Annotated in this window: 22 protein-coding genes, 1 tRNA gene and 1 pseudogene; 10 read left to right on the top strand and 14 right to left on the bottom strand. The window is 70.0% G+C overall.

Translation table 11 applies throughout. The annotated features are described in order from the left end of the window. The first annotated feature begins 37 nt into the window (after positions 1-37). Positions 38-1,468: a hypothetical protein gene (locus ABH927_RS16705; RefSeq protein WP_370022462.1), complete on the top strand. Its 1,431-nt coding sequence runs from the start codon at positions 38-40 to the stop codon at positions 1,466-1,468. Here the strand turns inward: ABH927_RS16705 and ABH927_RS16700 are convergent. Both ABH927_RS16700 and ABH927_RS16695 read right to left on the bottom strand, forming a co-directional pair. Then, a complete protein-coding gene (locus ABH927_RS16700; protein WP_370022460.1) occupies positions 1,397-1,876 on the bottom strand; it encodes a hypothetical protein in 480 nt (159 codons plus the stop codon). The two genes, ABH927_RS16705 and ABH927_RS16700, sit on opposite strands and share 72 nt — an antisense overlap. A gap of 2 nt (positions 1,877-1,878) precedes the next feature. Further along, on the bottom strand, positions 1,879-2,484 hold the full coding sequence (locus tag ABH927_RS16695) for a DUF6286 domain-containing protein (protein ID WP_370022458.1): 606 nt from the start codon (positions 2,482-2,484) through the stop codon (positions 1,879-1,881). Positions 2,485-2,683: 199 nt separating this feature from the next. Between ABH927_RS16695 and ABH927_RS16690 the strand changes: the two genes are divergently transcribed. Beyond that, the gene (locus ABH927_RS16690; RefSeq protein ID WP_370022456.1) at positions 2,684-3,859 is read left to right on the top strand and encodes an amino acid deaminase/aldolase; all 1,176 of its coding nucleotides are present in this window, start codon (positions 2,684-2,686) and stop codon (positions 3,857-3,859) included. A 63-nt stretch (positions 3,860-3,922) separates the two neighbouring features. Here the strand turns inward: ABH927_RS16690 and ABH927_RS16685 are convergent, their stop codons facing one another. Then, entirely contained in the window at positions 3,923-4,255 is a 333-nt protein-coding gene (locus ABH927_RS16685) for a DUF3618 domain-containing protein (protein WP_370022454.1), read from the bottom strand. Positions 4,256-4,387: 132 nt separating this feature from the next. On the opposite strand from ABH927_RS16685, the gene bcp reads away from it, so the two are divergent. The 3 genes and pseudogenes from bcp to ABH927_RS16670 all read left to right on the top strand — a co-directional run bounded on the left by bcp (position 4,388) and on the right by ABH927_RS16670 (position 5,457). Next, positions 4,388-4,855 carry a thioredoxin-dependent thiol peroxidase gene (bcp, locus tag ABH927_RS16680; RefSeq protein WP_370022452.1) on the top strand — a complete coding sequence of 156 codons (468 nt, stop codon included), beginning with the start codon at positions 4,388-4,390 and terminating at the stop codon, positions 4,853-4,855. 285 nt (positions 4,856-5,140) lie between these two features. Further along, positions 5,141-5,341, top strand: a pseudogene (locus tag ABH927_RS16675) (HNH endonuclease); the annotation flags it as partial. A gap of 42 nt (positions 5,342-5,383) precedes the next feature. After that, positions 5,384-5,457: transfer RNA gene (locus ABH927_RS16670), tRNA-Leu, on the top strand. 266 nt (positions 5,458-5,723) lie between these two features. Here ABH927_RS16670 and ABH927_RS16665 read toward each other — a convergent pair. Beyond that, positions 5,724-6,113: a hypothetical protein gene (locus tag ABH927_RS16665; RefSeq protein WP_370022450.1), complete on the bottom strand. Its 390-nt coding sequence runs from the start codon at positions 6,111-6,113 to the stop codon at positions 5,724-5,726. Between the two features lie 648 nt (positions 6,114-6,761). Between ABH927_RS16665 and ABH927_RS16660 the strand changes: the two genes are divergently transcribed. The 4 genes from ABH927_RS16660 to ABH927_RS16645 all read left to right on the top strand — a co-directional run bounded on the left by ABH927_RS16660 (position 6,762) and on the right by ABH927_RS16645 (position 12,032). Continuing rightward, positions 6,762-7,937, top strand: coding sequence for a sensor histidine kinase (locus ABH927_RS16660; RefSeq protein ID WP_370022448.1), 1,176 nt, complete (start codon positions 6,762-6,764; stop codon positions 7,935-7,937). A gap of 77 nt (positions 7,938-8,014) precedes the next feature. Beyond that, positions 8,015-8,680 (top strand): response regulator, encoded by a 666-nt coding sequence (locus tag ABH927_RS16655; protein ID WP_370022446.1) that lies wholly within the window; start codon positions 8,015-8,017, stop codon positions 8,678-8,680. A 112-nt stretch (positions 8,681-8,792) separates the two neighbouring features. Then, complete coding sequence (locus tag ABH927_RS16650; protein ID WP_370022445.1) at positions 8,793-9,536, top strand: ABC transporter ATP-binding protein; 744 nt, start codon at positions 8,793-8,795, stop codon at positions 9,534-9,536. Positions 9,537-9,539: 3 nt separating this feature from the next. Then, on the top strand, positions 9,540-12,032 hold the full coding sequence (locus tag ABH927_RS16645) for an ABC transporter permease (RefSeq protein WP_370022443.1): 2,493 nt from the start codon (positions 9,540-9,542) through the stop codon (positions 12,030-12,032). A 6-nt stretch (positions 12,033-12,038) separates the two neighbouring features. Here ABH927_RS16645 and ABH927_RS16640 read toward each other — a convergent pair whose 3' ends face one another. The 8 genes from ABH927_RS16640 to ABH927_RS16605 all read right to left on the bottom strand — a co-directional run bounded on the left by ABH927_RS16640 (position 12,039) and on the right by ABH927_RS16605 (position 19,463). Then, positions 12,039-12,290: a hypothetical protein gene (locus ABH927_RS16640; RefSeq protein WP_370022441.1), complete on the bottom strand. Its 252-nt coding sequence runs from the start codon at positions 12,288-12,290 to the stop codon at positions 12,039-12,041. Beyond that, a complete protein-coding gene (locus ABH927_RS16635; protein ID WP_370022439.1) occupies positions 12,290-13,321 on the bottom strand; it encodes a toxin glutamine deamidase domain-containing protein in 1,032 nt (343 codons plus the stop codon). The genes ABH927_RS16640 and ABH927_RS16635 overlap by 1 nt, the downstream gene beginning before the upstream one ends. Positions 13,322-13,591: 270 nt before the next feature. Then, positions 13,592-15,295 carry a molybdopterin-dependent oxidoreductase gene (locus ABH927_RS16630; RefSeq protein ID WP_370022437.1) on the bottom strand — a complete coding sequence of 568 codons (1,704 nt, stop codon included), beginning with the start codon at positions 15,293-15,295 and terminating at the stop codon, positions 13,592-13,594. 71 nt (positions 15,296-15,366) lie between these two features. After that, a complete protein-coding gene (gene rdgB / locus ABH927_RS16625) occupies positions 15,367-15,969 on the bottom strand; it encodes an RdgB/HAM1 family non-canonical purine NTP pyrophosphatase (protein ID WP_370022435.1) in 603 nt (200 codons plus the stop codon). Between the two features lie 65 nt (positions 15,970-16,034). Beyond that, positions 16,035-16,751, bottom strand: a complete 717-nt coding sequence (rph, locus tag ABH927_RS16620) for a ribonuclease PH (RefSeq protein WP_370022433.1) — start codon at positions 16,749-16,751, stop codon at positions 16,035-16,037. A 234-nt stretch (positions 16,752-16,985) separates the two neighbouring features. Beyond that, positions 16,986-17,738, bottom strand: a complete 753-nt coding sequence (locus tag ABH927_RS16615; RefSeq protein ID WP_370022431.1) for an MBL fold metallo-hydrolase — start codon at positions 17,736-17,738, stop codon at positions 16,986-16,988. Beyond that, entirely contained in the window at positions 17,735-18,577 is an 843-nt protein-coding gene (gene murI, locus ABH927_RS16610) for a glutamate racemase (RefSeq protein ID WP_370022429.1), read from the bottom strand. Before murI ends, ABH927_RS16615 begins: the two co-directional genes overlap by 4 nt. A gap of 91 nt (positions 18,578-18,668) precedes the next feature. Next, complete coding sequence (locus ABH927_RS16605; protein WP_370022427.1) at positions 18,669-19,463, bottom strand: thioesterase family protein; 795 nt, start codon at positions 19,461-19,463, stop codon at positions 18,669-18,671. A gap of 223 nt (positions 19,464-19,686) precedes the next feature. On the opposite strand from ABH927_RS16605, the gene ABH927_RS16600 reads away from it, so the two are divergent. Then, positions 19,687-21,411, top strand: coding sequence for a DUF3352 domain-containing protein (locus tag ABH927_RS16600; protein ID WP_370022425.1), 1,725 nt, complete (start codon positions 19,687-19,689; stop codon positions 21,409-21,411). A gap of 224 nt (positions 21,412-21,635) precedes the next feature. Here the strand turns inward: ABH927_RS16600 and ABH927_RS16595 are convergent, their stop codons facing one another. Next, positions 21,636-22,583 (bottom strand): PLP-dependent cysteine synthase family protein, encoded by a 948-nt coding sequence (locus ABH927_RS16595; protein ID WP_370022423.1) that lies wholly within the window; start codon positions 22,581-22,583, stop codon positions 21,636-21,638. Further along, a complete protein-coding gene (locus tag ABH927_RS16590; protein WP_370022421.1) occupies positions 22,584-22,862 on the bottom strand; it encodes a MoaD/ThiS family protein in 279 nt (92 codons plus the stop codon). Between the last annotated feature and the right edge of the window lie 178 nt (positions 22,863-23,040).

The raw sequence follows: 23,040 nt of genomic DNA, 5'->3' as shown, positions 1-23,040 counted from the left end.
TCATACCGGCCCCCGACGTGAACCGCAGGAGCTGACCGTGACCTCGTTCCTGCGCACCCACGTGGTCTTCCTGGTCGCCCTCGCGGCCGGTGCGGCTCTGCGGGCGCTCGCCGTGCTCGGATACCGGCCCGCGCTCTGGTTCTGGGCCGACTCGTTCGCCTACCTCAGCTCGGCCCTCGACCTCCGGCCGCTGGAGTCGCGGCCGTCAGGCTACTCGCTGTTCCTGTGGCTACTCGGCCCGCTGCAGAGCGTCACGGCGGTCACGGTCGCCCAGCACCTGCTGGGGCTCGGCATCGCCACCTGCGTGTACGCCGTGCTGCGCCGCCGTACGAGACTGCCCGGGTGGGGCGCGGCGCTCGCGGCGGCGCCGGTGCTGCTCGACGCGCACCAGATCCAGCTCGAGCACCTCATCATGGCCGACCTGCTGTTCACCGCCCTCGTCGTCGCGGCGGTGACGGTGCTCCTGTGGCGCCCCCGGCCGTCGCCGCGGACGGTGGTCGTGGCGCTGATCCTGCTGGCCCTCGCCACGGTGACCAGGACCGTCGGGCTGCCGCTGATCGCCGTCGCGCTGGTCGCCGTCATGCTGATGCTGGGAAGGGCGGGCTGGAGGTCCGCGCTGGCCGGTCTCGCCGCCGCGTCGGTGGTGCTCGGGGGCTACGCGGTCTGGTTCCACAGCGCGTACGGGTCGTACGGCATGGGCGGCAGCGGCTTGTGGCTGTGGTCGCGCACGATGACGTTCGCCGACTGCGCGGCGATGCACCCGCCTCGGGAACTGGCCGTCCTCTGCCCGTCCGAACCCCGGCTGGCGGCTCCCGCGTACATCTGGGACGCCCATTCACCGATCCAGGGCGCGGGGGCGGACCGGGAGAGGCTGGCGGGCGAGTTCGCCTCGCTGGCGATCCGCAGCCAGCCCGCCGACTTCCTGCTGACCGGGTTGCGCGACTCACTGTGGGCCTTCGAATGGGATCGCCGGGTCTATCCCTCACCCGGACCGCAGAGCGCGTACGTCTTCCCGGACACCGCCAAGCCGTTCACGCCGAAGGTCGCCTCCGCGGGCCGTACGGCGACGCGGCTCACCGTGGCCTACCAGGGCACGACCGGGGCCACGCGGATCGTCGAGCCGTACGCCGGCCTGCTGCGCGCCTACCAGCGGCAGGGGTTCGTGCGAGGCCCGCTGCTGGCGGCGATCCTCCTGGTGGGGCTCGGCGGGCTGATCGCGCGGCGGTGGGCCGCGCTGCTCCCCTGGGCCGCCGCGATGACGCTGCTCTTCCTGCCGCCGCTCATCGCCGCGTTCGACCACCGCTACGTGGTGCCGGTCGTGCCGCTCGCCTGCCTCGCCGCCGGGCTGGCCTTCGGGCCCCGGCTGAAGACGGCGGCCACGGGGGCGCGGAGACGGTCAGCGGCGGCGGACGTGCACCCTGACGAGCGCGGGCATGTCCTGCCGGTCGACGGCCCCGCGCACGCGTGAGATCGCCTGGCCGTCGAGACGGCCGATCACCTCGTGCAGATCGGCGCGGCGCAGGAGCGAGACCGAGACCCGCATCCTCTTGTCCCCCACCAGCCTGACCTGGATCCTGCCGACGTCCTCGATCCCCTTGAGCGCGACGCCCAGCATCGCGGTGCCCGTTCCGGTACGGCTGCCGCAACGCCCCCAGCCCAGAGCGACCAACAGCCATCGGGTCGTGACCAGGGCCAGCAGCATGGCGACGGCCGCGGCGAGGGGGCGGGCCCAGGCGTTCTGAGCGAAGAAGGAGCCCAGGTCGGCGAGCCGGACCCTGGGATGGTCCTCCCTGGCGGCCAGCGCGCAGACGCCCCCGGCGAGCAGTGCCAGCCCCACCAGGGCGATCCCGATGCGGTTTCCCACGTGCGGGCGCATCGTCAGGTCCTCCTCCTGCGCAGCCGTACGACCACCTCGTGACGGCACTGCGGGCCGAGGCCGGACAGCTGGTCCCCGACCGCCGCGCCGACCTCGCGCAGCGACTCGCCGGTGCGCTTGGTGTCGGTGAGCACGATCACCTCGATCTGCCTGCGGCGGATCCGCACCCGGGCACGCTTCACTCCGTCGACGGCCTCGGCGGCGCCGGAGAGCGTCCTGCGCAGGCCGCTTCGCGTCAGCCCCATGACGAGCAGCGGGTCCGTCGCCTCCAGGGGCACCAGGCGGGGCCGGCCGGGCAGGACGGCGAGAGCCACCAGGCCCGCTCCGGCGACGATCACTGCGGCGGCGGTTCCTGGAACGGCCGGGTCGCCCAAGGTCAGCGAGAGAAGGCGGCGAAGCGGCGGCCACACGGCGGGCGAGCCGAACATGGCCGCGATGATCTCGACCGTCACGGCCCAGGCACAGGCCGAGAGCGCCGCCGCCACCAGGATCCCGGCGGGCGTACGGCCTGGCCGCAGAGCACGTACGGCATGGCGCCGGACGGCCCTCCGGCTCTCTCTCACGCCCCTGGCCGGGGAACCCGCGAAGATCTCCTGGACGACGCTCACCAGCCGCTCACCCCTCCCGAGCACCGCGTCGGGTCCGGTCCGTAGTCACCTGCCCATGAGTACACGGCGTGGGGCTTCGACGTGGCGATCACCCGCGCTCTTGCGCGATCGTGAAGCGTCGCTACCAGACTTTTTGCCGTCGCGCCGTTAACATGAATAGTGCTCATGTAATTCGCCCGGAGGGGACTAGGCTGCCGCCATGGACGACCGACAGCGTCTCGACAGGACCACGGCCGAGCTGGAACCCCCCTTCGCGGTCGTCGATATGGACGCGCTGCGGTCGAACGCCGCCGACATGGTGCGGCGGGCTCACGGGAAGCCGATCCGCGTGGCGAGCAAGTCGATCCGCAGCCGAGCGATCCTGGAGCGGGTGCTGGCCATGGACGGCTTCGCCGGGATCATGGCCTTCACGCTGCCCGAGGCGCTGTGGCTGGTCTCCACCGGGCTGCGTGACGTGCTCGTGGCATATCCGACAGTGGACAGGGCGGCCCTGCGGGCCCTCGGCTCCGACGAGCGCGCGGCCCGTGAGATCACGGTGATGGTGGACTCCCCCGGCCACCTGGATCTCATCGAGAGCCTGGGGCTCGCCCACCGGATCCGGGTGTGTGTGGACATCGACTCCGGGTTCGTCTCTCTCGCCGGAAAGCTCAGGGCGGGAGCCCTCCGGTCACCCGTCCGCGAACCCGAGCAGGCCGCGGCCATCGCCGCCGACATCGCCGGCCGCCCCGGCCTGCGCCTCGTGGGGCTCATGTCATACGAGGCCCAGATCGCCGGTGTGGGCGACAAGGTCCCCGGGCCCTACGGCCGGGCGATCCGCTGGATGCAGCGGCGCTCCCAGCGGGAGTTGATTGTCCGGCGCGGCCGGATCGCGCATGCCGTACGGCAGGTCGCCGACCTGGAGTTCGTCAACGGCGGCGGGACCGGGAGCATCGAGAAGACGGTGAGCGAGCGGGCGATCACCGAGGTCGCGGCCGGCTCGGGCTTCTTCCACCCCCGGCTGTTCGACTTCTACCGGAATTTCACCGGCCGGCCCGCCGCGCTGTTCGCGCTGCCCGTGGTGCGCAAGCCGTCCCCGGACGTCGCCACGGTGCTCGGCGGCGGATATCCGGCCTCCGGCGCGCCGGGGCCGAGCCGGTTGCCCCAGCCGTACCTGCCGGCCGGGCTGCGGTACGACGCCAACGAGGGAGCGGGCGAGGTCCAGACTCCGCTGAAGGGCGAAGCCGCCGACGACCTGCGCATCGGCGACCGCGTCTGGTTCCGCCACGCCAAGGCGGGCGAGTTGTCCGAGCGCTTCGCCAGCGTCTATCTCATCGAAGGCGACCGCGTCGTCGATGAGGTCCCCACCTATCGAGGCGAGGGCAAGACGTTCCTCTAACCGCCTGTAATCACGCGATCCCCGCCCCCCGAACGGGCCGTGATCATGCATTCACGCCTGGGGTTAGCGGTTACGGCGGCGCAGCAGAATGATCGCGGCGCCCACCACCAGGACGGCGCCGAGGCCGATGAGGACCGGAGCCACGGTGCGCGCCGGGTACTCCTCCTCCCAGGGCCCCACTTCCTCCGAGGACGTGGCGGGATGCGGCGCGACGCCCCCGACCAGGTCCCCGAGGGACGACACCAGGTGCTCGGCATTGGCCTTGACCTTGGCCACGCCACGCTCCGCCACTCGTCTAGGGCTCACCCGGTCCGCGATGGCATCGACCGTGCGAGCCAACTCCTCCCGGGTGCGCTCGATCTCTCGCTCCAGCGCATCGGGATCGGTGTCCGCCATACGATCCCCTCCTGTGATATCCGTTGTGATCAGTCTGCCAGGTCCGGCAAGCACCCCGCACAGCGGCCGAGCCGGTAGTTTGGTTGACGCTTGCCCGCGCATCGCCGCGGGTCACCTTCGCAGGAGGACTTCATGAGCAGGCTCGAGCCCGGCGACGCCGCGCCGGACTTCACCCTTACCGACGCCGACGGCAACGACGTGTCGCTGGAGTCGTTCCGCGGCAAGCGTGTCATCCTCTATTTCTACCCAGCCGCGATGACGCCAGGCTGCACCAAGCAGGCCTGCGACTTCCGCGACAACCTGGGCGCCCTGACCGGCAAGGGCTTCGTCGTGCTCGGCGTCTCGAAGGACAAGCCGGCCAAGCTCCAGCAGTTCCGGGAGCGCGACGGCCTGACCTTCCCGCTCCTGTCGGACGTGGGCCTCGACGTGCACAAGGCATACGACGCGTACGGCGAGAAGACGAACTACGGCAAGACGATCATGGGCGTCATCCGCTCGACCTTCGTCATCGACGCCGACGGGAAGATCGAGAAGGCCCTCTACAACGTGAAGGCCACCGGCCACGTCGCCCGCCTGGTGAAAGAGCTCGGCATTTCCTGATTTGTACGGCGTGCGACTGGCGCCGAAAATGTCAGTGCCAGTCAATAGCCTTACGGCGTGCAGAAGTACAAGTACACCCCCGAACTTCTCGCCGAAGCGGCGGCCAACTCGAAAAGCATCGCAGACGTACTGCGCTACCTGAACATTCCCTGGTCGGGTGGCACCCACGCGCACATCAGTCGCCGCCTCAAGCACTTCGCCATCGACACATCCCACTTCGGCAGGGTGTCTCCGAACAAGGGCAAGCCCTCGCCCCGACGGCATCTCCCGGCGGAGATCCTGGTCATGATGCCGGTCGGGTCACCGCGCCAGAAGCCCACGACCTTGCGGCGTGCGCTGCGAGAAATCGGTGTCCCCTATGAGTGCGCGACCTGTAGGATAGGCAACGATTGGCAGGGGCGGCCGTTGACGCTGCACATCGACCATATCAATGGAAACTGGCTCGACAATAGAATAGAGAACCTCCGCTTTCTCTGCCCGAATTGCCATTCACAAACGGCGAATTTCGCAGGCAAAGGAAGAGGAAAAGGGGTCGTAGCCCAATCGGTAGAGGCGACGGTTTTAGGTGCCGTTCAGTGCGAGTTCGAATCTCGTCGACCCCACTCGAATTCAAATCGAATTAATGTCGATCAGCCTTCGGAACCCCGTACGGCGATTTCCAAGTTGCACTTGACTGTCGCGGCGGACGATGTCGATTTCCTGGAAAGGTATGTGGCCGATGAGGGCGCCCGGTCACGGTCGGCGGCCATCCGCAAGGCCATCAGCCTGCTCCGCGCCCAGAGCCTGCCGAGGAAGGCGACGCGCGAGCGCGCTGAACCGGCCAAGCAGTCGTACTCAAGGGGATTGGTCACCCTCGAGACTTGTGGCGCTACGAGGTCGGGGAGGGGATCGGGGTGAGCGGCTTGGGCGCCGTCGGCGGCGTAGGCGCGGAGGGTGCCATGGGGCTGCCCGGCCCGGGCATGTCACAGCGGAATCCTGTGTCAGTGCGCTGGCAGAACCGCGGCAGTTGCCCGACCCCGGGCGGTATGTCCTCGCCGAAGCGGCGTCCGAACGGCCGTTCCCAGGGCCCTCGACCCGCGCGAGGGTCCTGGTTCTCGTAGCTCACCCGGTAGTAGTGGCCGTGGACCCGGTTCCATAACGCGCCGCCGACGGCTACGACGCCTCCCCCGAGGATCGCCCCGATGAGCACCCCGGCCAGGCCGACGGCGACCAGTTGGCCCGCATGCGTCCTCCGCCCTCCGGCGAACCCGCCGGGCATGGCGGCTGCCGGCTGCGTCGGCCGTGCCGTACCCCATCCGGGGGCGTTCCAGCCCGCGCCGCCGGGCCCGTACGCGTACCCGCCGGAGCCGGAGCCGGGGACCGGGAGCGAGCGCGTCGTCCCTGGCCCGGACGGACCCGCGGGCCCCGCTCCAGCCCCATAACCCGGTCCCGATGCCTGTCCCGCCCCATAACCCGGGCCTGATGCTTGGCCGGGCTCCGTCCCATGGCGCGCGTGGCCGGGTTCTGCCGCAGACCCCTCCGCTGCGGCCGCAGGCCCGGAGGGCGCCGCGGACCCTGGCCCCGCCGTTGATTGGCCGGCGGAGCCTACTCCGGACCCCGCAGCAGGTCCGGAGCCTGGCTCCGCCGTGGTCTCTGAGGGAGCCGCCTCGGAGGAAAGCGGTCTGGTGCCCTCTCCCGGCCTTGGGTCGCGCGGCTCGTCCTCAGCACCGCGCGACCCGGCGTCTTGATCCGCCATCACAGATCTCCCTTTACCCGCCTCAGCGAGGCGCTCCCGGAGACAAGAATGCGGGGCAATCCGTAAGGAGGGCGTAAACGCCGAGCCCGCCCCGTATGCGACCTGAGTCGTACTCTCGGATCCACCCCAAGACGGAACATCGCTGAGCAGCGGATACGTATGGTTGGAATCGTGTTCGGCAGACTGCGCGCCTGGAGTCGGCGCCACAGCAAATTGGTGGACGCGCTCGTGGTCTCACCGCTGGTGCTGTTCTGCCTGCTCACCCTCGATGTGTACAAGAGCGGCCCACCCTTCGGAAGGTACATCGGAATACCGGCCACGCTCGTGCTGTCGGCCGCGCTGATCACGCCGCTGTTGTGGCGGAGGAACCGCCCCCGCGAGGTGTTCGCGGTCGTGGCTCTCGTGTGCTTCGCCCAGTGGGTCGCCGACGTGACGCTGCTCCCCGCGGACTTCGCCGTCATGATCGCGATGTACGGCGTGGCCGCCCGGTGCACGGCTCGCTGGGCGGTGGCGGCGGGACTCGTCGCGGAGTTCGGCCTGCTGCTGGCCGTGCTCCGCTGGGACTTCTCCCAGTTGGACGCGTTCCCGTCGATGTCGGTGTTCGTGATCGCCATCTGGCTCGCGGGCATCTACGCCAACACCCGGCGGCGTTACGTCGAAAGCCTGGTCGAGCGCGCGGAGCGGGCGGAGCGCGAGAGGGACCAGCAGGCGCGCATCGCCGCCGCCGCCGAACGCGCCCGCATCGCGCGAGAGCTGCACGACGTCGTCGCGCACAACGTCAGCGTGATGGTCGTCCAGGCCGACGGCGCCGGGTTCGCCATCGACAGCGATCCGGAGCAGGCGCGCCGTGCCGTACAGGCCATTTCGACGACCGGGCGGCAGGCGCTCGCGGAGATGCGCCGTCTGGTGGGCGTGCTGCGTCAGGACGCCGCGGGCGGCGAGGAGTACGCGCCCCAGCCGGGGGTGGCGCAGCTCGGCGACCTGGTCAGGCAGGTCAGCGACTCCGGGCTGCCGATCGGCTTCACCGTGTCCGGAACGCCCTGTGCCCTCCCCGAGGGAGAACAACTCGCGATCTACCGGATCGTCCAGGAGGCGCTGACCAACACCCTCAAGCACGGCGGGCCGGGTGTCCGCGCCGAGGTCGACGTCCATTACGGGAGGGGCGAGATCGTGCTGCGGGTCGCCGACGACGGCCGGGGCGCGTCCGCGCCATGGGTCGAGGGCGGCCATGGGCTCGTCGGCATGCGGGAGAGGGCGTCGATGTACGGCGGGACCGTCGAGGCGGCGCCCCGGACCGGCGGAGGGTTCCAGGTGGTCGCCCGAATCCCGGTCGGCGTGGCGGCGTGACCACCCCGATGCCGGAACACGACAGGCACGACACTGGGTGGGCGCGGAGACGTAACGGCGACGAGAGCAGGGCGGCAGTGATACGAGTCATGCTGGTCGACGACCAGGAGCTGGTGCGGACCGGGTTCCGGATGGTGCTCGGCGCGCAGCCGGACATCGAGGTGGTCGGGGAGGCCGCGGATGGGGCGGCGGCCATCGAGACGCTGCGTACGACCGAGGCCGACGTGGTCCTGATGGACGTGCGCATGCCGCGGATGGACGGCGTCGAGGCCGCGCGGCTGATCTGTTCTAGCCCCGGCGGGCCGAAGGTGCTGATCCTGACGACCTTCGACCTTGACGAATACGCCTTCGCCGCCATCAAGGCGGGGGCCTCCGGCTTCCTCCTCAAGGACGTGCCGCCCGCGGAGCTGGTCAGCGCCATCCGGTCGGTTCACTCCGGTGACGCGGTCGTCGCCCCCAGCACGACCCGCCGGCTGCTCGACCGCTTCGCCGTACACCTGCCGGCGTCGCAGACCCCCAGGCGGGACGCGGACGTGCTGACGGTGCGCGAGCGGGAGGTCCTGCTCCACGTGGCCCGGGGGCTCTCCAACACCGAGATCGCCAAGGAGTTGCAGCTCGCGGAGGCGACCGTGAAGACCCACCTGGGCCGGATCCTTGCGAAGCTGGGGCTGCGCGACCGGGCCCAGGCCGTCGTCTACGCGTACGAGAGCGGGCTGGTCGCGCCAGATCGTCCCAACGGCTGAGGCGGGACTACATCAGAAGTCGCACGCGTGCCGTACGGACCATCGGAAAGTGGACGCGAAGTCCATCCGGCGGGCCGAGGATCGGTCATGATCACGACCATAGCCTCGCTGTATGACGACAACCATCGATGTCCGCAGCGCCGTAGTCGCGAGGGGACTGACCAAGGTATACGGCGAGGGCGACGCGGCGGTGCGCGCTCTGCGCGGGATCGACGTGAGCTTCGCCACGGGAGCGTTCACGGCCATCATGGGGCCGTCGGGTTCCGGGAAGTCGACGCTGATGCACTGCCTCGCCGGGCTCGACTCGGTCACGGACGGCCACGTCAGCATCGGTGACGTGGAGATCACCCGGTTGAACGACAAGCAGCTCACGCTGCTGCGCCGCGAGCGGGTCGGCTTCGTCTTCCAGGCGTTCAACCTGCTGCCGACCCTGACCGCCGAGCAGAACATCCGGCTTCCGCTGGAGATCGCGGGACGGCAGGCCGACCGGGCGCTCTACGACCAGGTGATCGACACGGTCGGCCTCCGGGACCGGCTGAAGCACCGGCCGAACGAGCTGTCGGGCGGCCAGCAGCAGCGCGTCGCCGTGGCGCGGGCGCTCATCAGCAAGCCACAGGTGATCTTCGCCGACGAGCCGACCGGCAACCTCGACTCGCGCAGCGGCGCGGAGGTGCTGTCGTTCCTGCGCCGGTCGGTGCGGGAGCTCGGCCAAACGATCGTCATGGTGACCCATGACCCGATGGCGGCCTCCTACGCCGACCGGGTGGTTTTCCTCCGGGACGGGCTGCTGGTGAGCGAGCTGGCACAGCCGACTCAGCAGACCGTGCTCGACATGCTCATGGCACTGGAGGCCTGAGCCGTGTTCAAGACCACTCTGGCCGGCCTCCGGGCGCACAAGCTCCGGCTACTGCTGACCTCCCTGGCGATCACGCTGGGCGTCGGCTTCATCGCGGGCACGTTCGTGCTCACCGACACCATCGAGGCGGGCTTCACCAAGTCGTTCACCGCCGCGGCCGACAAGATCGACGTGGCGGTCCTCCCGAAGGAGGACCCGCTCCCCGCGAAGCTGCTGGACACCGTCAGATCCGTCGCGGGGGTCAAGGACGCCCAGCCCGTCGTGTACGGCGATGCCGCTCTGATCGGCAAGGACGGCAAGGTCGTCGGCGATTTCCCCACCGCGGGGGTGTCCATTCCGGCCAACCGGATCGACATCACGAGCGGCAAGGCTCCCTCGGCGGAGGGCCAGGCCGCGCTCGACAAGAACACCGCGAAGGCGCAGGGCTTCGCGCCGGGCGACACCATCGCGGTCCTCGACCACAAGAACGCCCGGCATGAGTTCCAGCTCGTCGGCGTTTTCGACGTCGGCGTCGAGCAGGACCTGGCCTACAGGGGAGCGGTGGCCTTCACCGCCGCCACCGCGCAGCGGATGACCGGCGTGAAGGGCTTCCAGGAGATCGACGTCCTCACCGCCGGCCCGGCCCCGGACAGTCTCCGTACGGCTGTCGCCGCTGCCGTGGGCCGTTCAGGTCTGGGCTCGAAGGTCGAGGTGCAGACCGGGGAGGAGCTGACCCACGACCTGGCGAAGGCCAACGGCGCCGACACCGGCTTCCTGAAGCTCGGGCTGCTGATGTTCGGCGTGGTCGCGCTGCTGGTGGCCGCCCTGGTGATCTACAACACGTTCAACATCCTGGTGGCCCAGCGGATGCGGGAGATGGCCCTGCTGCGCTGCATCGGCGCCACCCGTGGCCAGGTCTTCGGGTCGATCGTGCTGGAGTCGGCCGTGGTCGGCCTGATTTCGGCCGTCCTCGGTCTGCTGATGGGCCTCGGCCTGGGAGCTGTCGCCGTCCTCGTGCTCAGGAACGTGGGCGCGGAGATCCCCACGGGCACGGTCGCGCTCACGCCACAGGTGATCGTCATCGGGCTCGCGACCGGCCTGGTCGTGACGGTCGGCGCGGCGCTGCTGCCCGCCCGCCAGGCCACCAAGGTCGCCCCGATCGCGGCGCTGCGCACGCAGGTCGAGGAGCACACGTTCCGCGCCGGGGTCGTCCGGGTGATCTTCGCCGCCCTGTTCGGGCTGGGAGGCGCGGGGCTGACGGCGGCGGGCGTGACCATGAAGCCCGGCGAGAGCGCGCTCATGGTCGTGATGGCGGGCGGCGTGCTGATCTTCTTCGCCGTTCTCATCCTGGGTCCGGTGATCGTCAAGCCGCTCAGCGGACTCACCGGCTGGCTGCCGGCACGGCTTTTCGGAGTGCCGGGCCGCCTGGCCGTGGACAATTCGCGGCGCAACCCGAAGCGGGCGGCCACGACCACCATCGCGCTGACCGTCGGCGTCACCCTGATGACCTTCATGTCGGTCCTCACGGCGACGATGCGCGCGACCATCGGCAACGAACTCGACCAGCAGTTCCCGGCGGACTACCTGGTCACCGCCCAGTCGGGCGCGGTCCCCCGTTCGGTGGCGGACGCGCTTCGCGGCCGGCCAGAGCTGGCCTCCGTGACCGAGATCAGGGGGAAAGAGGCCAAGCTCAACGGCGAGCGGTTCACCATCGGCACGGTGAACCAGTCGGCGCTGGGGACCACCATCAAGCCGTCGGCCACATCCGGCTCCATGGACGGCTTCAGGCCGGGCCAGGTCGCGCTGAACGCCCCCATCGCGAAGGACATGGGGCTCAAGGTCGGCGACACCCTCAAGCTGGAGACGGACAAGACCAGCACGAGCCTGCGGATCGTCGCGCTGCTCGATTCCGAAATCTCCCTGCTGCCGGGGGTGATGGTGCCGGAGCCGGCCTTCGAGCAGTACTTCGGCAAGGTCGACGACACCAACCTTCTGATCAACGCGGCGGACGGAGTTCCGGCCGACAAGTCGCGAAAAATCGTAGATAGCGCGACCGAGGCGTACCCCGCGGTGAAGGTCGGCAGCACGACTGAGATCCGCGGCGAGTTCGACGACGCGATCGACACGATGCTCCTGATCGTCACCGGGCTGCTCGGCCTGGCGATCGTCATCTCGCTGCTCGGCATCGCTAACACGCTGTCGCTGTCGGTCTACGAGCGGACCCGCGAGTCCGCGCTGCTGCGCGCCCTCGGGCTCACCAAGCCGCAGTTGCGCGGCATGCTGTCGGTCGAGGCGCTGGTCCTCGGCGTCGTGGGCGCCCTCGTCGGGGTCGTGCTCGGCGGCGTGTACGGCTGGGCCGCCACGAAGACTCTCACGGAGACCGTCCTCTTCCGGCTCCCGGTCACGCAGGTCCTGCTGTTCATCGCCGCTTCCGGCCTGGCCGGAGTGCTCGCGGCGGTCCTACCGGCCCGGCGAGCCGCAAGGGCGTCCATCGTGGACTCGCTCGCGAGCGCCTAAGCATGATCACGCAGACGAGGGCCACTGTTCGGCCACGTGATGGGAGCCGAGCAGGGGCCGGACCGCGATGTCGCCGGTCGTGCCGTCGATGACGACGCAACCGCCACCGACCGTCTCCGGTGGAATGCTCGGGTCCTCGGGCTCATCGTCGGCCACCCAGGCCACGTAGCCGCCCTCGACCGCGAGCATTTCCACCTTGGCGGAGCGATCCCGGAAATATCGCTCCGCCAACTCCCGCGCCTCGTCGGGCGAGACCATCAGAGGCGCTGCCCTTCCCGGTCGATGACCACGCAGAACACCCCGGTGACGTCCTCGTACGGCGGCTCCACCGCCATGTGCCCCCTCTGGGCGTCGATCCAGAGCACCTCGCCCCGGCAGTTGACGGCGTTCCACGCGTGGCTGCCTCCCCCGGGCCATCGGGTGATGAGCATGCCCGCCGCTCCGTGTCCCCCGAAGATGAGGCGCTGCGCGATGGCGACGTAGGCGCGGCGGCCGTGACCCACGTATTCGAACCGATGCCCCAGCCACTGCTCGGCCCTCGCCACTCCTCCGGTCTCGCCGGTCAGCAGCGGCTTGCCTCCCGCGTCGTACTCGGGCTGCCTGCGCGCGGCCACGACCGGCTCGCCGTGCCAGGTCGACATGACCGCCAGCGCGCAGTCGACCGCGTTGGTGGACCTGAACGGGTCCTCCGTCGGTCCCTCCGCGTTGATCAGGCGGATCCACGTGCCTCTCGGATCGGGGAAACGCCCGTTCACCGCCTGGGCGAGGCCCTCCTGGGCCGGGCCCTCCTCAGCCTCGGGCCCCGGCCGCGCCAGCCCTCCCGGCCTGCCGTACGGTCTGGTCTCCTCAAGCCTGGGCGGCCGGCGAGAGCTGCTGAACCAGTCCTTTTCGCCGTCCTCCTCGGCGTCCGGCTCAGCGTCGCCTTCGCCGTCGTTCGGACTCGTCTTGGCGGCACCGGCGACCGCCCCAGTGGGGGTCTTGTCCGCCACCGCGCCGGACGCCCCGGCCACCGGACCTTTGGCCGCCCCATTGACGGCCCCGTTGAGCTTTCCTTTGGCCAACCCGTTCGCCACGCCGTTCAGCGAGCCGTTGAGCGAGCCGTTGAGCGAGCCGTTGGCCGACCCATTCGCCGCGCCGCCGGCCGGCCCGTTCAACGCCCCGGTGACGCTCGGCGGGTCGGTGGCGCGGGTCTCCTGGCAGCGGTCCTCGGCCACGGGTGCCGGGGCCTCCGCGGCCAGCTCGTAGTCACGCCATCGGCGTCCGTCGGCGCTGACGACGGGGTTGTACACACCGGCCGGCAACCTCCATCGAGAATGCCGGCGAGCCATCTCCTGAGTCACGTGCTGCGGCCCCCTCCCTGACACGCACATCAGGCTGCCGATGGTAGGGGCGCCCCAAGCACGGCACGCTGGATTTTCCGAAGTCCCGACCCACCGCCAGGGCCTTCGACCGGGAATGTCCTAGAGAGGTCAGATAACCCGTCGCCGTGATCATGCAGGGTTTCCCGGGAAGCTCGGGGACGTGGACTCTTCCCCCTACTTGACCGGCGCTCTAGCTGGTCAGCCGACCTGGACGACGATGGAGTGATAACCCGTGGCACCGTCCGGAGCGGGCGGCATCTGCTCGGGCGTCTGGGTGTGGCCGGTGGCGTCGGTCGCCCGCACGGAGATGGTGTGCCGTCCGCGGGCGAGGTCCCAGTCGATCGACCACTGCCGCCACGTGTCGGGGCCGGGGACCTGGGCGAGCGTGGCCTGCCGCCACTCGCCGCCGTCCACCTGCACCTCGACCGCGTCGACGCCGCGGTGCTGCGCCCAGGCGACGCCCGCGATCGTCGTACGGCCCGCCGGGACGTCGTCTCCGCTCCTCGGCACGTCGATCCTGGACTGGGTCTTGATCGGACCCTTCGGAGCCCAGCCGCGCGGTGTCCAGTACGCCTCGTCCTGGTCGAAGCGGGTGACCTTGATCTCGGTGACCCACTTCGTGGCCGACACGTATCCGTACAATCCCGGCACGACCTGGCGCACTGGGAAGCCGTGGGCGGTGGGGAGCACTTCGCCGTTCATCGCGATCGCGAGCAGTGCGTCCCGGCCGTCCATGACGACGTCCACCGGCGTGCCGCAGGTCCAGCCGTCCTGCGAGACGCTGAGCAGCATGTCGGCGTCCCGCTTGATCCCGGCGTCGCGCAGCACGTCGGCCAGGCGTGCGCCGAGCCAGCGCGCGTTGCCGATGTACGGCCCGCCGACCTCGTTCGACACGCAGGTCAGCGTCACGTCCGCCTCGGTGAGAGGGCGTTTGAGGAGGTCGGCGAAGGTCAGCTCGACGGGTCTGTCCACCAGTCCGTGGATCTTCAGCGTCCAGCTCTTGGGATCGACCGACGGCACGACCAGAGCCGTGTCCACGCGATAGAACTCCGGGTTAGGCGTGACGAACGACGACAGGCCCTTGATGCGCAGGTCAGCGCCCGGCGGCAGCGCCTTCGCGGGAACGGCCGGGCGAGGCAGCGCCCTGGCGACGCTTCTGCGGGCCACGTCCGCGTCGTTGAAGCCGGCGAGCAGCCGGCCGCCGAGCCCGGTCACCCCGGCGACGCCCACCCCCACGGCGACACCCGTCAGCAGCCGCCGCCGGTCGAACGCGTAGACGTCGTCTTCCGGCTCATGGGGCTCGGTCTCTTGAGGCTCGGGCTCATGCGGTTCGCGTAGCTCATGGGGCTCGGGCTCGTGCGCTGCGCGCGGCTCATGCCGTACACGCTGCTCAGGCCGATCACCCAGATAACGCGGCTGGCTGCGCTCGCGGTGGGCGATCTCCCATTCGGGCAGTTCCGTCCGGCGGAACAGCCACGACAGTGCCCAGACCCCGGCGGCCGCCCCGAGGACCGAAGGGAGGAAGTCGAGGCCCCCGGAATCCGGCCGGCTGACCGCGGCGACCGCTCCGACAAGGCCGAAGAGGGCCAGCCCGGCCTTGCCGTACCCGATCCTTCTCCGCGCCAGAAGTCCGATGCCGGCGGCGATGAGGGCGACCACGATGACGATGCCGCTGATCAGCACCGGCTTGTCGTTGGACCCGAAGGTCCTGATGGCCCATTCCTTGATCCCCGCCGGGGTGCGGTCGACCACGGCGCCGCCGACCGCGATCACCGGCGCGGCGCTGGGGTTGATGAGACCGGCAGCCAACTCGGCGACTCCGAGCGCCACCGCGCCCGAGGCCACGCCGATCGTGGCGGCCGCCCACCCGGGAAGGCGGACGCCGCTTTCGTTCACGTTCACAGTGCGAACGCTACGCCCGGCGGGGAGGGGAAGGTCTTACGGCGGGATTACACGGATCCGCGGGACATGATCTAGGCGAGAACCTGGGCGATGACCGGGGCGAGGGCGCGGAAGGCCCGGCCACGGTGGCTGATGGCGTCCTTCTCCGCGGCCGGCATCTCCGCCGTCGTACGGCTCTCGCCGTCCGGCACGAAGATCGGGTCGTAGCCGAAGCCGTTGGTGCCCCTGGCCTCGCGGATGAGGAATCCGTGCATGGCCCCCTCCACGATGTGCTCCTCCCCCGAGGGCAGCGCGAGCGCGGCCGTACAGGCGAAGTGGGCCTGGCGGCGCCCCTCCGGCACGTCCGACACCTGGGCGAGCAGCAGGTCGAGGTTCGCCTTGTCGTCGCCGTGCGCTCCGGACCAGCGCGCGGAGAAGATCCCCGGCATGCCGTTCAGGGCGTCGACGCAGAGCCCGGAGTCGTCGGCGATGGCGGGGAGGCCGCTCTCGGACGCGACGGCGTGCGCCTTGAGCAGGGCGTTCTCGGCGAACGTGAGGCCGGTCTCGGCGACGTCGCCGATATGCGGGAAGGCGTCCAGGCCGACCAGCTCGACCGGCACACCGGTCTCGGCCAGGATCCTGCGGAGCTCCACGATCTTTCCGGCGTTCCGCGTGGCCAGGACCAGCTTGTTCATGCCGTCTCCTCCCTTTCCATACCCCTATCCGTGCCCCTGTCCATGCCCGTCCGAGGTCCGGCGCGTCAGGCGAGCGCCTCGGCCTGCAGGCGGGTGAGCTCGGCGCAGCCGGCGGCGGCGAGGTCGAGCAGACCGTTCAGCGTGGCCCGGTCGAAGGGCGCGCCCTCGGCAGTCCCCTGCACCTCGACGAAGTCACCTGCGCCGGTCATGACCACATTCATGTCGGTCTCGGCCTTGACGTCCTCGGTGTAGCAGAGGTCGAGCAGCGACTCGGAGCCGACGACTCCGACGGAGACGGCGGCGACGGAGTCCGTCAGCGGGTCGCCGGGGCACATCTTCCGCTGCCGCATCCAGGCCACGGCGTCCGCGAGAGCCACGTACGCGCCGGTGATGGCGGCCGTGCGGGTGCCGCCGTCGGCCTGGAGCACGTCGCAGTCGAGGAGGATCGAGTTCTCACCGAGAGCCTTGTAGTCCACGCACGCCCGCAGGGACCGGCCGATCAGCCGCGAGATCTCGTGGGTGCGGCCGCCGATCTTGCCGCGGACCGACTCCCGGTCACTGCGCGTGTTGGTGGAGCGGGGCAGCATGGCGTACTCGGCCGTCACCCACCCCAGTCCGCTGCCCTTGCGCCAGCGCGGCACGCCGCTTTCCACTGTCGCGGCGCACAGCACCTTCGTGCCGCCGAACTCCACGAGCACGGAGCCCTCGGCATGGGCGAGCCAGTTCCGCGTGATGGTCACGGGGCGAAGCTGATCGGGTCGACGTCCGTCTGCACGAGCCATACTCAGTCAGGGGGTCTGCACTCTCCCAAGCACACTTCCCCTTCCTCCTTCCGCTGCCTTTGTGCGAGCTCACCCTCAAGGGCGAACGCGGGCCTCATTCTAGTCAGCCCGCTGCGATCATCGCCCGCACCGAGCAGGCCGCTCGGGACCGGGCGACGGAGCTGGACGGGCGTTCACCTGCTCGCCCAGGCGTCCACCCGCAACGTTCAGCCAGCCGTCCAGGCGTTCAGCCGTTCAGCCGAGGTCGTAGACCGCGCCGCTCCTGGCCAGTTCGATTGGGCCGCCGAAGTCGCCGCGCGACGCGTCCTCGAGAATTCGCGCCTGGTCGTACCACGGGACGAGATGGGTGAGAACCAGGGTTCCGGCCCTCGCCTGGCTCGCGTATTCGGCGGCCTGCCGGCCGTTCAGGTGGAGATTGGCGGGAAGGCCCGGTTCGTCGATGTGGGCTGCCTCGCACAGCAGCACGTCGGCGTCGTGGGCCAGCTTGACCAGCTCGGCCGACTCGCCCGTGTCCGCCGAATAGGCCACGGAGCGGCCGCCGTGGGAGACGCGGAAGCCGTACGTCTCGATGGGGTGGTTCATCAGCGCGGCGGTCACCTGAAAGGGGCCGATCTCCCGCATGCCGGGCGACAGCGTCACGAAGTCGAAGGACTTCTCCAGGACCGGCTCATCGGGCATGCCGTACGCCGCGTTGAGCCTGCGGGAGGCGCCGCTGGGCGCGTGGACGGGCACCTTCGGCAGCGGACCCACGGGCGTGTACGTGCGCACCACGTGGTAGGCGCAGATGTCGAGGCAGTGGTCGGCGTGCAGGTGGGACAGGCAGATCGCGTCCACGTCGTACAGTCCGGCATGCCGCTGGAGTGCCCCCAGCGACCCGTTGCCGAAGTCAAGCAGCAGCCGGAAACCCTCCGCTTCCAGCAGGTAGCAGGACGAGGGGCTGTCCGGGCCGGGAAAGCTGCCCGAGCACCCGACGATCGTCAACTTCATACCGACCTCCCAATGCCGGATTCCTCACCGACTGCCGCGAGCTCGACCGCCTGGATCTCCGGCCCGAGGAACCTCTGCCCCAACTGCGCGAACAGAGCCGTGTCCCCGGTGGCGCGGAAGCGGTGGAGCGGCGTTCCGGCCCCGCCCGACAGCCCCCGGTCGTGGAGGATGCGATAGACGTCCTTGGCGGTCTCGTCGGCGCTGGACACCAGCGTGACCTCGTCCCCCGCGACGTAGGACAGCGCCCCCGCGAGCAGCGGATAGTGCGTGCAGCCCAGGATGAGGGTGTCGCAGCCGGCGTCCTGGACGGGCTTGAGATAGCCGCGAATGACCTCGATGAGCTCTTCGCTCATCGTCTCGCCCCGCTCGACGAAGTCGACGAGCAGGGGGGCCGCGACGCCCACCAGCTCCACGTCGGGGGCCGCGGCGAAGGCGTCGTGGTAGGCCATCGACTCGATCGTGGCCCGCGTGCCGATCACGCCGACCCGCCCGTTCCTCGTGGCCCGTACGGCCCGCCGGGTGGCGGGCTGGATGACCTCGACGACCGGGACGGCGTACCGCTCCCGGGCGTCCCTGAGCACCGCCGCGCTGGCACTGTTACAGGCGATCACCAGCATCTTTACGTCGTGCTCGACGAGGTGGTCCATCACCTCCAGCGCGTACCTGCGAACCTGGGCGATGCCCTTCGGCCCGTACGGCTGACGCGCCGTGTCGGCCACGTAGAAGATCGATTCGTGGGGAAGTTGGTCGATGATGGCCCGGGCGACGGTCAGGCCGCCCACGCCGCTGTCGAAGATTCCGATCGCCCTGCTGTTGTCCGGCACGCTTTCCAAGGTCACGGTTCCCAAGGTTAGGGGAGCCCGCGCGGCCGCTCACGGTAAGAATCCTCACATCAGACTCACCCTTAGCCCTGTTTCAGGCGAAAGCTTGCTAACCACGGCCCACCCGGGCGATCTGCCGCGATTGGGCCACCAGACGGCCCGCGGAGTCCCACACTTCGACGTCCTCGTCGAACCAGCCGTCGCTGATCAGCCGCCCACTCCCGAGGACGGTCAGCCAGCCCGGCGCCGGCAGCGCGCGCAGATGCCACGTCAGCTCGACCGTGGGAGCCCACCCTCTGGCGCCCGCCGAGAACACCACAGGCGGCAGCGCGTCCACGGCGAACGCGAGCACGTAGGGGTCGGGATCCTGCGGCTCGGCCATCCTGAAGTACGCCCGCGACTCCGGCCGCCCGGTCGGGTCGCCGTACAGCCATCCGATCGTCGGCGGGTCGAACAGCAGCTCCATCTGGGCGCTGAAGTTCATCCGCGACTCGGGCTTGGGCTCGGGCAGCTTTACGCAGCCGGCGGGATCCGGCATCGGCGTGGACGGCCCGCTGGACCAGTCGGGGACGGCCGCCACGTCGAGCGTGGCCGTGGTCACCAGCGTTTCGATGTACGGCCGGCCGTCCTGGACGAGCGTCGCCCGGATCATCGTCGCCGTCCGGCCCGTTTTGAGCTGCTCGATTCGCACGTTCGCCGGCCCCGGCACGGGCGCGCGGAGGAACTGGGCGCTCGTCGAGACCGGATGCGCGTGCGGCGAGGCGTCCACCGCCGCCCGCAGGACGGTCGCCAGCAGATAACCGCCGTTCAGCGGGCCGCTCATCGAATATCCATCGTCGAGACACACGTCATACGTGGTGTCGTCGACCCTGATCGCCTGCGTCGCCTCGTCGAACTTGGTCACCGCTCTCCTCGCCGTCCAGCCGGGAAGACTCCCGAATGTTGTTCTGGTGAGTACTTTAGCGATGCCGTCCGGCCGTCGCCGCGGGGGTGTGGGGGTGCGGCGGGGCGGCAGGGCGGCGGCGGTCGGCTGTCCGGCTCGGGCCAATCAAGTCCATTGCAAGCGATTCGCTAGCTTCGCGGCATAGTCTGCGGGATGTCCTTGATGATCAGACTGTGAGCGAGCCATGCCTGCCGACACTCCCCCCGGATACCCATTCCCTCCCGACCAGGATCCGGATCGGACCATCGCGTACCGGACGCCGCAGCCCGTCCACCCCGCCCAGCCCGCCGGACACGACAACCCGCGGACCCAGCAGCTCCCGCAGTGGCACGAGCCGGAGGAGCTCGGCTACGGCATGGCACCGCCCGCTGACGCATACGGAAACCCGGGCGCATACGGAAACGCGGGCGCGTACGGAAACGCGGGCGACTACGCGGGTGCCGCCCACGGCAACCCGGGCGCGCCCGCGGCGCCGCCGAAGCGCGGCCGGGGGTGGATCGCCGCCCTCGTCGCCGCCGTCCTCGTGGGCGTGGTCGGCGGTGGCGGCGTGTGGGCGGTCGCCAAGCTGAGCGGCGGCGGCACCCAGCCGCAGGAGGTCCTGCCCGGCAACGCCATCGCGTACGTGCGGCTCGACCTCGACCCCGCGGCCAACCAGAAGGTGGCCCTGTTCAACATCGCGCGGAAGTTCTCCGTCACCAAGGACTCCTTCACCGGCGACGACCCGCGCAAGGCCGTGTTCGAGGCGCTGCGCAAGGACGCCCCCGACCTCGGGAAGGTCGACTACGCCAAGGACGTCGAGCCCTGGCTCGGCGACCGCATCGGCGTGGCCGTCCTCGCTCCCGCCAAGGCCGGAGCGGACCCGGGCATCGCGGTAGCCGTACAGGTCAAGGATGAGGCGGCGGCGCGGACGGGCATCGCCAAGCTGGCCACCGGGAAGCAGCCCGGCCTCACGTTCCGCGACGGCTACGCGATCCTGGCGCAGACGCAGGTCGAGGCCGACGCGTACGGCAAGGCCGCGCCGCTGACGCAGAACGCCGACTTCAGCGACGATCTGTCGGCTCTCGGCGAGCCGGGCGTGCTGTCCTTCTGGGCCGACCTGGGCCAGATCGCCAAGGCGAGCGGGGCGGACCAGAGCGCCGACGCCGCGATCCTGGAGCCGATCAAGAACACGCGCTTCGCCGGCGCTCTCCGGTTCGACGGCGACTACGCCGAGCTGACCGGCATCACCCGTGGCGGGAGCGCCACCGGCGCCACCGAGCCGGAGCCCGTCAAGATCGGTGAGCTGCCCGACTCGACCGTGGGCGCCCTGTCGGTCTCCGGCCTGGGCGACGTTCTGGAGAAGCAGTGGCCCCAGATCCGGAAGGCCGCCGAGTCGACCTCCGACGGGCAGTCGTTCACCCAGTTCCTCGACCAGGCGCAGCAGAACTACGGCCTGGCGCTCCCGGACGACCTGGTGACCTTGCTCGGCAAAAGCCTCACGGTCGCGGTCGACCAGCAGGGCCTCAACGGCGACCAGCCCAACGTCGGCGCGGTCCTCGCGACGGATCCCGGCAAGGCGCAGGAGGTGCTCGGCAAGGTCGAGAAGTTCCTCGCGGACTCGGGAACGCCGCTGCAGCTCGCGAAGGCCCCGGGCGATGGCCGGCTGGTGGTGGCGAGCGCGCAGGGGTACGCGGACAAGCTGGCCAAGGGCGGCACGCTGGGCGACAGCGAGACGTTCAAGCGGGCCGTCCCGGACGCCGACGCGGCGACCTACGCCCTGTTCGTGGACCTCGACAAGCTCGAGCCGTTGTACGCGGCGAACCTCCAGGGCGATGAGAAGGCCAACGCCGAGGCGCTGCGCGCGGTCGGCCTGAGCGGCAAGTACAGCGGCACCGAGGCGACCTTCACCCTCCGCGTCCTGTTCAACTAGCCCCCCACCGATGGGGAGTGATCATGCATAGATTCCCGGGAAGGCCGTCCAACTGCCACAACCCAGGTCGTGATCATGCACACATTCCTGGATCGCAGTTCTGACCTGGCGAAATAACGTTGGTGACCATGCACTCGAGCTGAGTGCATGGTCATCAACGTCGTTCGCCCAGCTCAAAGCGGGTTCACGGGAACCCATGCATGATCACCCCCCTGAGGTGGGGGTCAGGCCCAGAGTTGGCCGTCGAGGCGGTCTTCGGCTTCTTCCAGGGTGCCCTCGTAGGCGCCGGTGGACAGGTACTTCCAGCCGCCGTCCGCCACGATGAACGCGATGTCGGCCCGCTCCCCCGCCTGTACGGCCTTGCGGGCGATGCCGAGGGCGGCGTGCAGGGCGCAACCCGTCGAGATGCCCGCGAAGATGCCCTCGGTCGCCAGCAGCTCGCGCGTCCTCCGCAGGGCGTCGGCCGAGGTCACCGAGAACCGCGTGGTCAGCACAGACTCGTCGTACAGCTCCGGGATGAAGCCCTCGTCCACGTTGCGCAGGCCGTACACGAGCTCGCCGTACCGGGGCTCGGCGGCGACGATCTGCACGCCGGGCACCCGCTCGCGGAGGTAGCGCCCGACGCCCATGAGCGTGCCGGTCGTGCCGAGGCCGGCCACGAAGTGGGTCACCGTCGGCAGGTCCTCGAGGATCTCCGGCCCGGTGGACTCGTAGTGCGACCGCCAGTTGGCCGGGTTGCCGTACTGGTAGAGCATCACCCATTCGGGGTGCTCCTCCGCCAGGCCCTTGGCCACCCGGACCGCCTCGTTGGACCCACCGGCGGCCGGTGAGGAGATGATCTCCGCGCCGTACATCCGGAGGAGCTGGCGGCGCTCCTCGGAGGTGTTCTCCGGCATGACGCAGATCAGCCGATATCCCTTGAGCCGGGCCGACATGGCCAGCGAGATGCCGGTGTTGCCCGACGTCGGCTCAAGGATCGTGCAGCCGGGTGTGAGCAGGCCGTCCTTCTCCGCCTGCTCGATCATCCACAGCGCGGGCCGGTCCTTGACCGACCCGGTCGGGTTCCGGTCCTCCAGCTTCGCCCAGATCCGCACCTCGTCGGACGGCGACAGCCGGGGAAGGCCCACCAGAGGAGTCCGGCCGACCGAGTCGATCAACGAGTCGAAACGCATCTAACGGGCTCCGCCCGCCACGGCGGGCAGCACGGTCACGGTGTCGCCGTCGGCCACGGGCGTGCCCAGGCCGCCGAGGAACCGGACGTCCTCGTCGTTGAGGTAGACGTTGACGAAGCGGCGCAGCCCGGCGTCGTCCACCAGGCGGCCCTTCAGCCCCGGGTGGCGCGCGTCGAGGTCGCCGATGAGCTCTTCGAGCGTGGAGCCCTTGGCGTCGACGGCCTTGGCGCCGTCTGTGTAGCTGCGGAGGATGGTCGGAATGCGGACCTCGATGGCCATCGCGGCTCAATCTCCTTGATCAGTGGTCGTCATGATGATGAGCACCCACCTGATTGGAACATGGTCAGGCAGGCGGGGATTCCAGAACGGATTCCAGAAAGGGGACTATCAACGACAGTCGTAGACGACGACAGATGGAGTATGCGCGAAGAGGAACTTCTGCACGGGAGATCCGGGG

This window comes from Planotetraspora sp. GP83 (assembly GCF_041262585.1).
Classification (GTDB): Bacteria; Actinomycetota; Actinomycetes; order Streptosporangiales; family Streptosporangiaceae; genus JAOEGB01.
Note: the sequence above shows the minus strand (reverse complement) of the source record. Positions and strands in the feature narration are given on the sequence as shown.

What these genes read in the sequence shown, in the direction of transcription:
- bcp (WP_370022452.1), top strand. Translation starts at nt 4,388, where the DNA reads ATGAGCAGGCTCGAGCCCGGCGACGCCGCGCCGGACTTCACCCTTACC.
- rph (WP_370022433.1), bottom strand. Translation starts at nt 16,751, where the DNA reads ATGGCTCGTGCAGACGGACGTCGACCCGATCAGCTTCGCCCCGTGACC.
- rdgB (WP_370022435.1), bottom strand. Translation starts at nt 15,969, where the DNA reads ATGAACAAGCTGGTCCTGGCCACGCGGAACGCCGGAAAGATCGTGGAG.
- ABH927_RS16685 (WP_370022454.1), bottom strand. Translation starts at nt 4,255, where the DNA reads ATGGCGGACACCGATCCCGATGCGCTGGAGCGAGAGATCGAGCGCACC.
- ABH927_RS16600 (WP_370022425.1), top strand. Translation starts at nt 19,687, where the DNA reads ATGCCTGCCGACACTCCCCCCGGATACCCATTCCCTCCCGACCAGGAT.
- ABH927_RS16590 (WP_370022421.1), bottom strand. Translation starts at nt 22,862, where the DNA reads ATGGCCATCGAGGTCCGCATTCCGACCATCCTCCGCAGCTACACAGAC.
- ABH927_RS16595 (WP_370022423.1), bottom strand. Translation starts at nt 22,583, where the DNA reads ATGCGTTTCGACTCGTTGATCGACTCGGTCGGCCGGACTCCTCTGGTG.
- ABH927_RS16615 (WP_370022431.1), bottom strand. Translation starts at nt 17,738, where the DNA reads ATGAAGTTGACGATCGTCGGGTGCTCGGGCAGCTTTCCCGGCCCGGAC.
- ABH927_RS16640 (WP_370022441.1), bottom strand. Translation starts at nt 12,290, where the DNA reads ATGGTCTCGCCCGACGAGGCGCGGGAGTTGGCGGAGCGATATTTCCGG.
- ABH927_RS16650 (WP_370022445.1), top strand. Translation starts at nt 8,793, where the DNA reads ATGACGACAACCATCGATGTCCGCAGCGCCGTAGTCGCGAGGGGACTG.
- ABH927_RS16690 (WP_370022456.1), top strand. Translation starts at nt 2,684, where the DNA reads ATGGACGACCGACAGCGTCTCGACAGGACCACGGCCGAGCTGGAACCC.
- ABH927_RS16700 (WP_370022460.1), bottom strand. Translation starts at nt 1,876, where the DNA reads ATGCGCCCGCACGTGGGAAACCGCATCGGGATCGCCCTGGTGGGGCTG.
- ABH927_RS16665 (WP_370022450.1), bottom strand. Translation starts at nt 6,113, where the DNA reads ATGCCCGGCGGGTTCGCCGGAGGGCGGAGGACGCATGCGGGCCAACTG.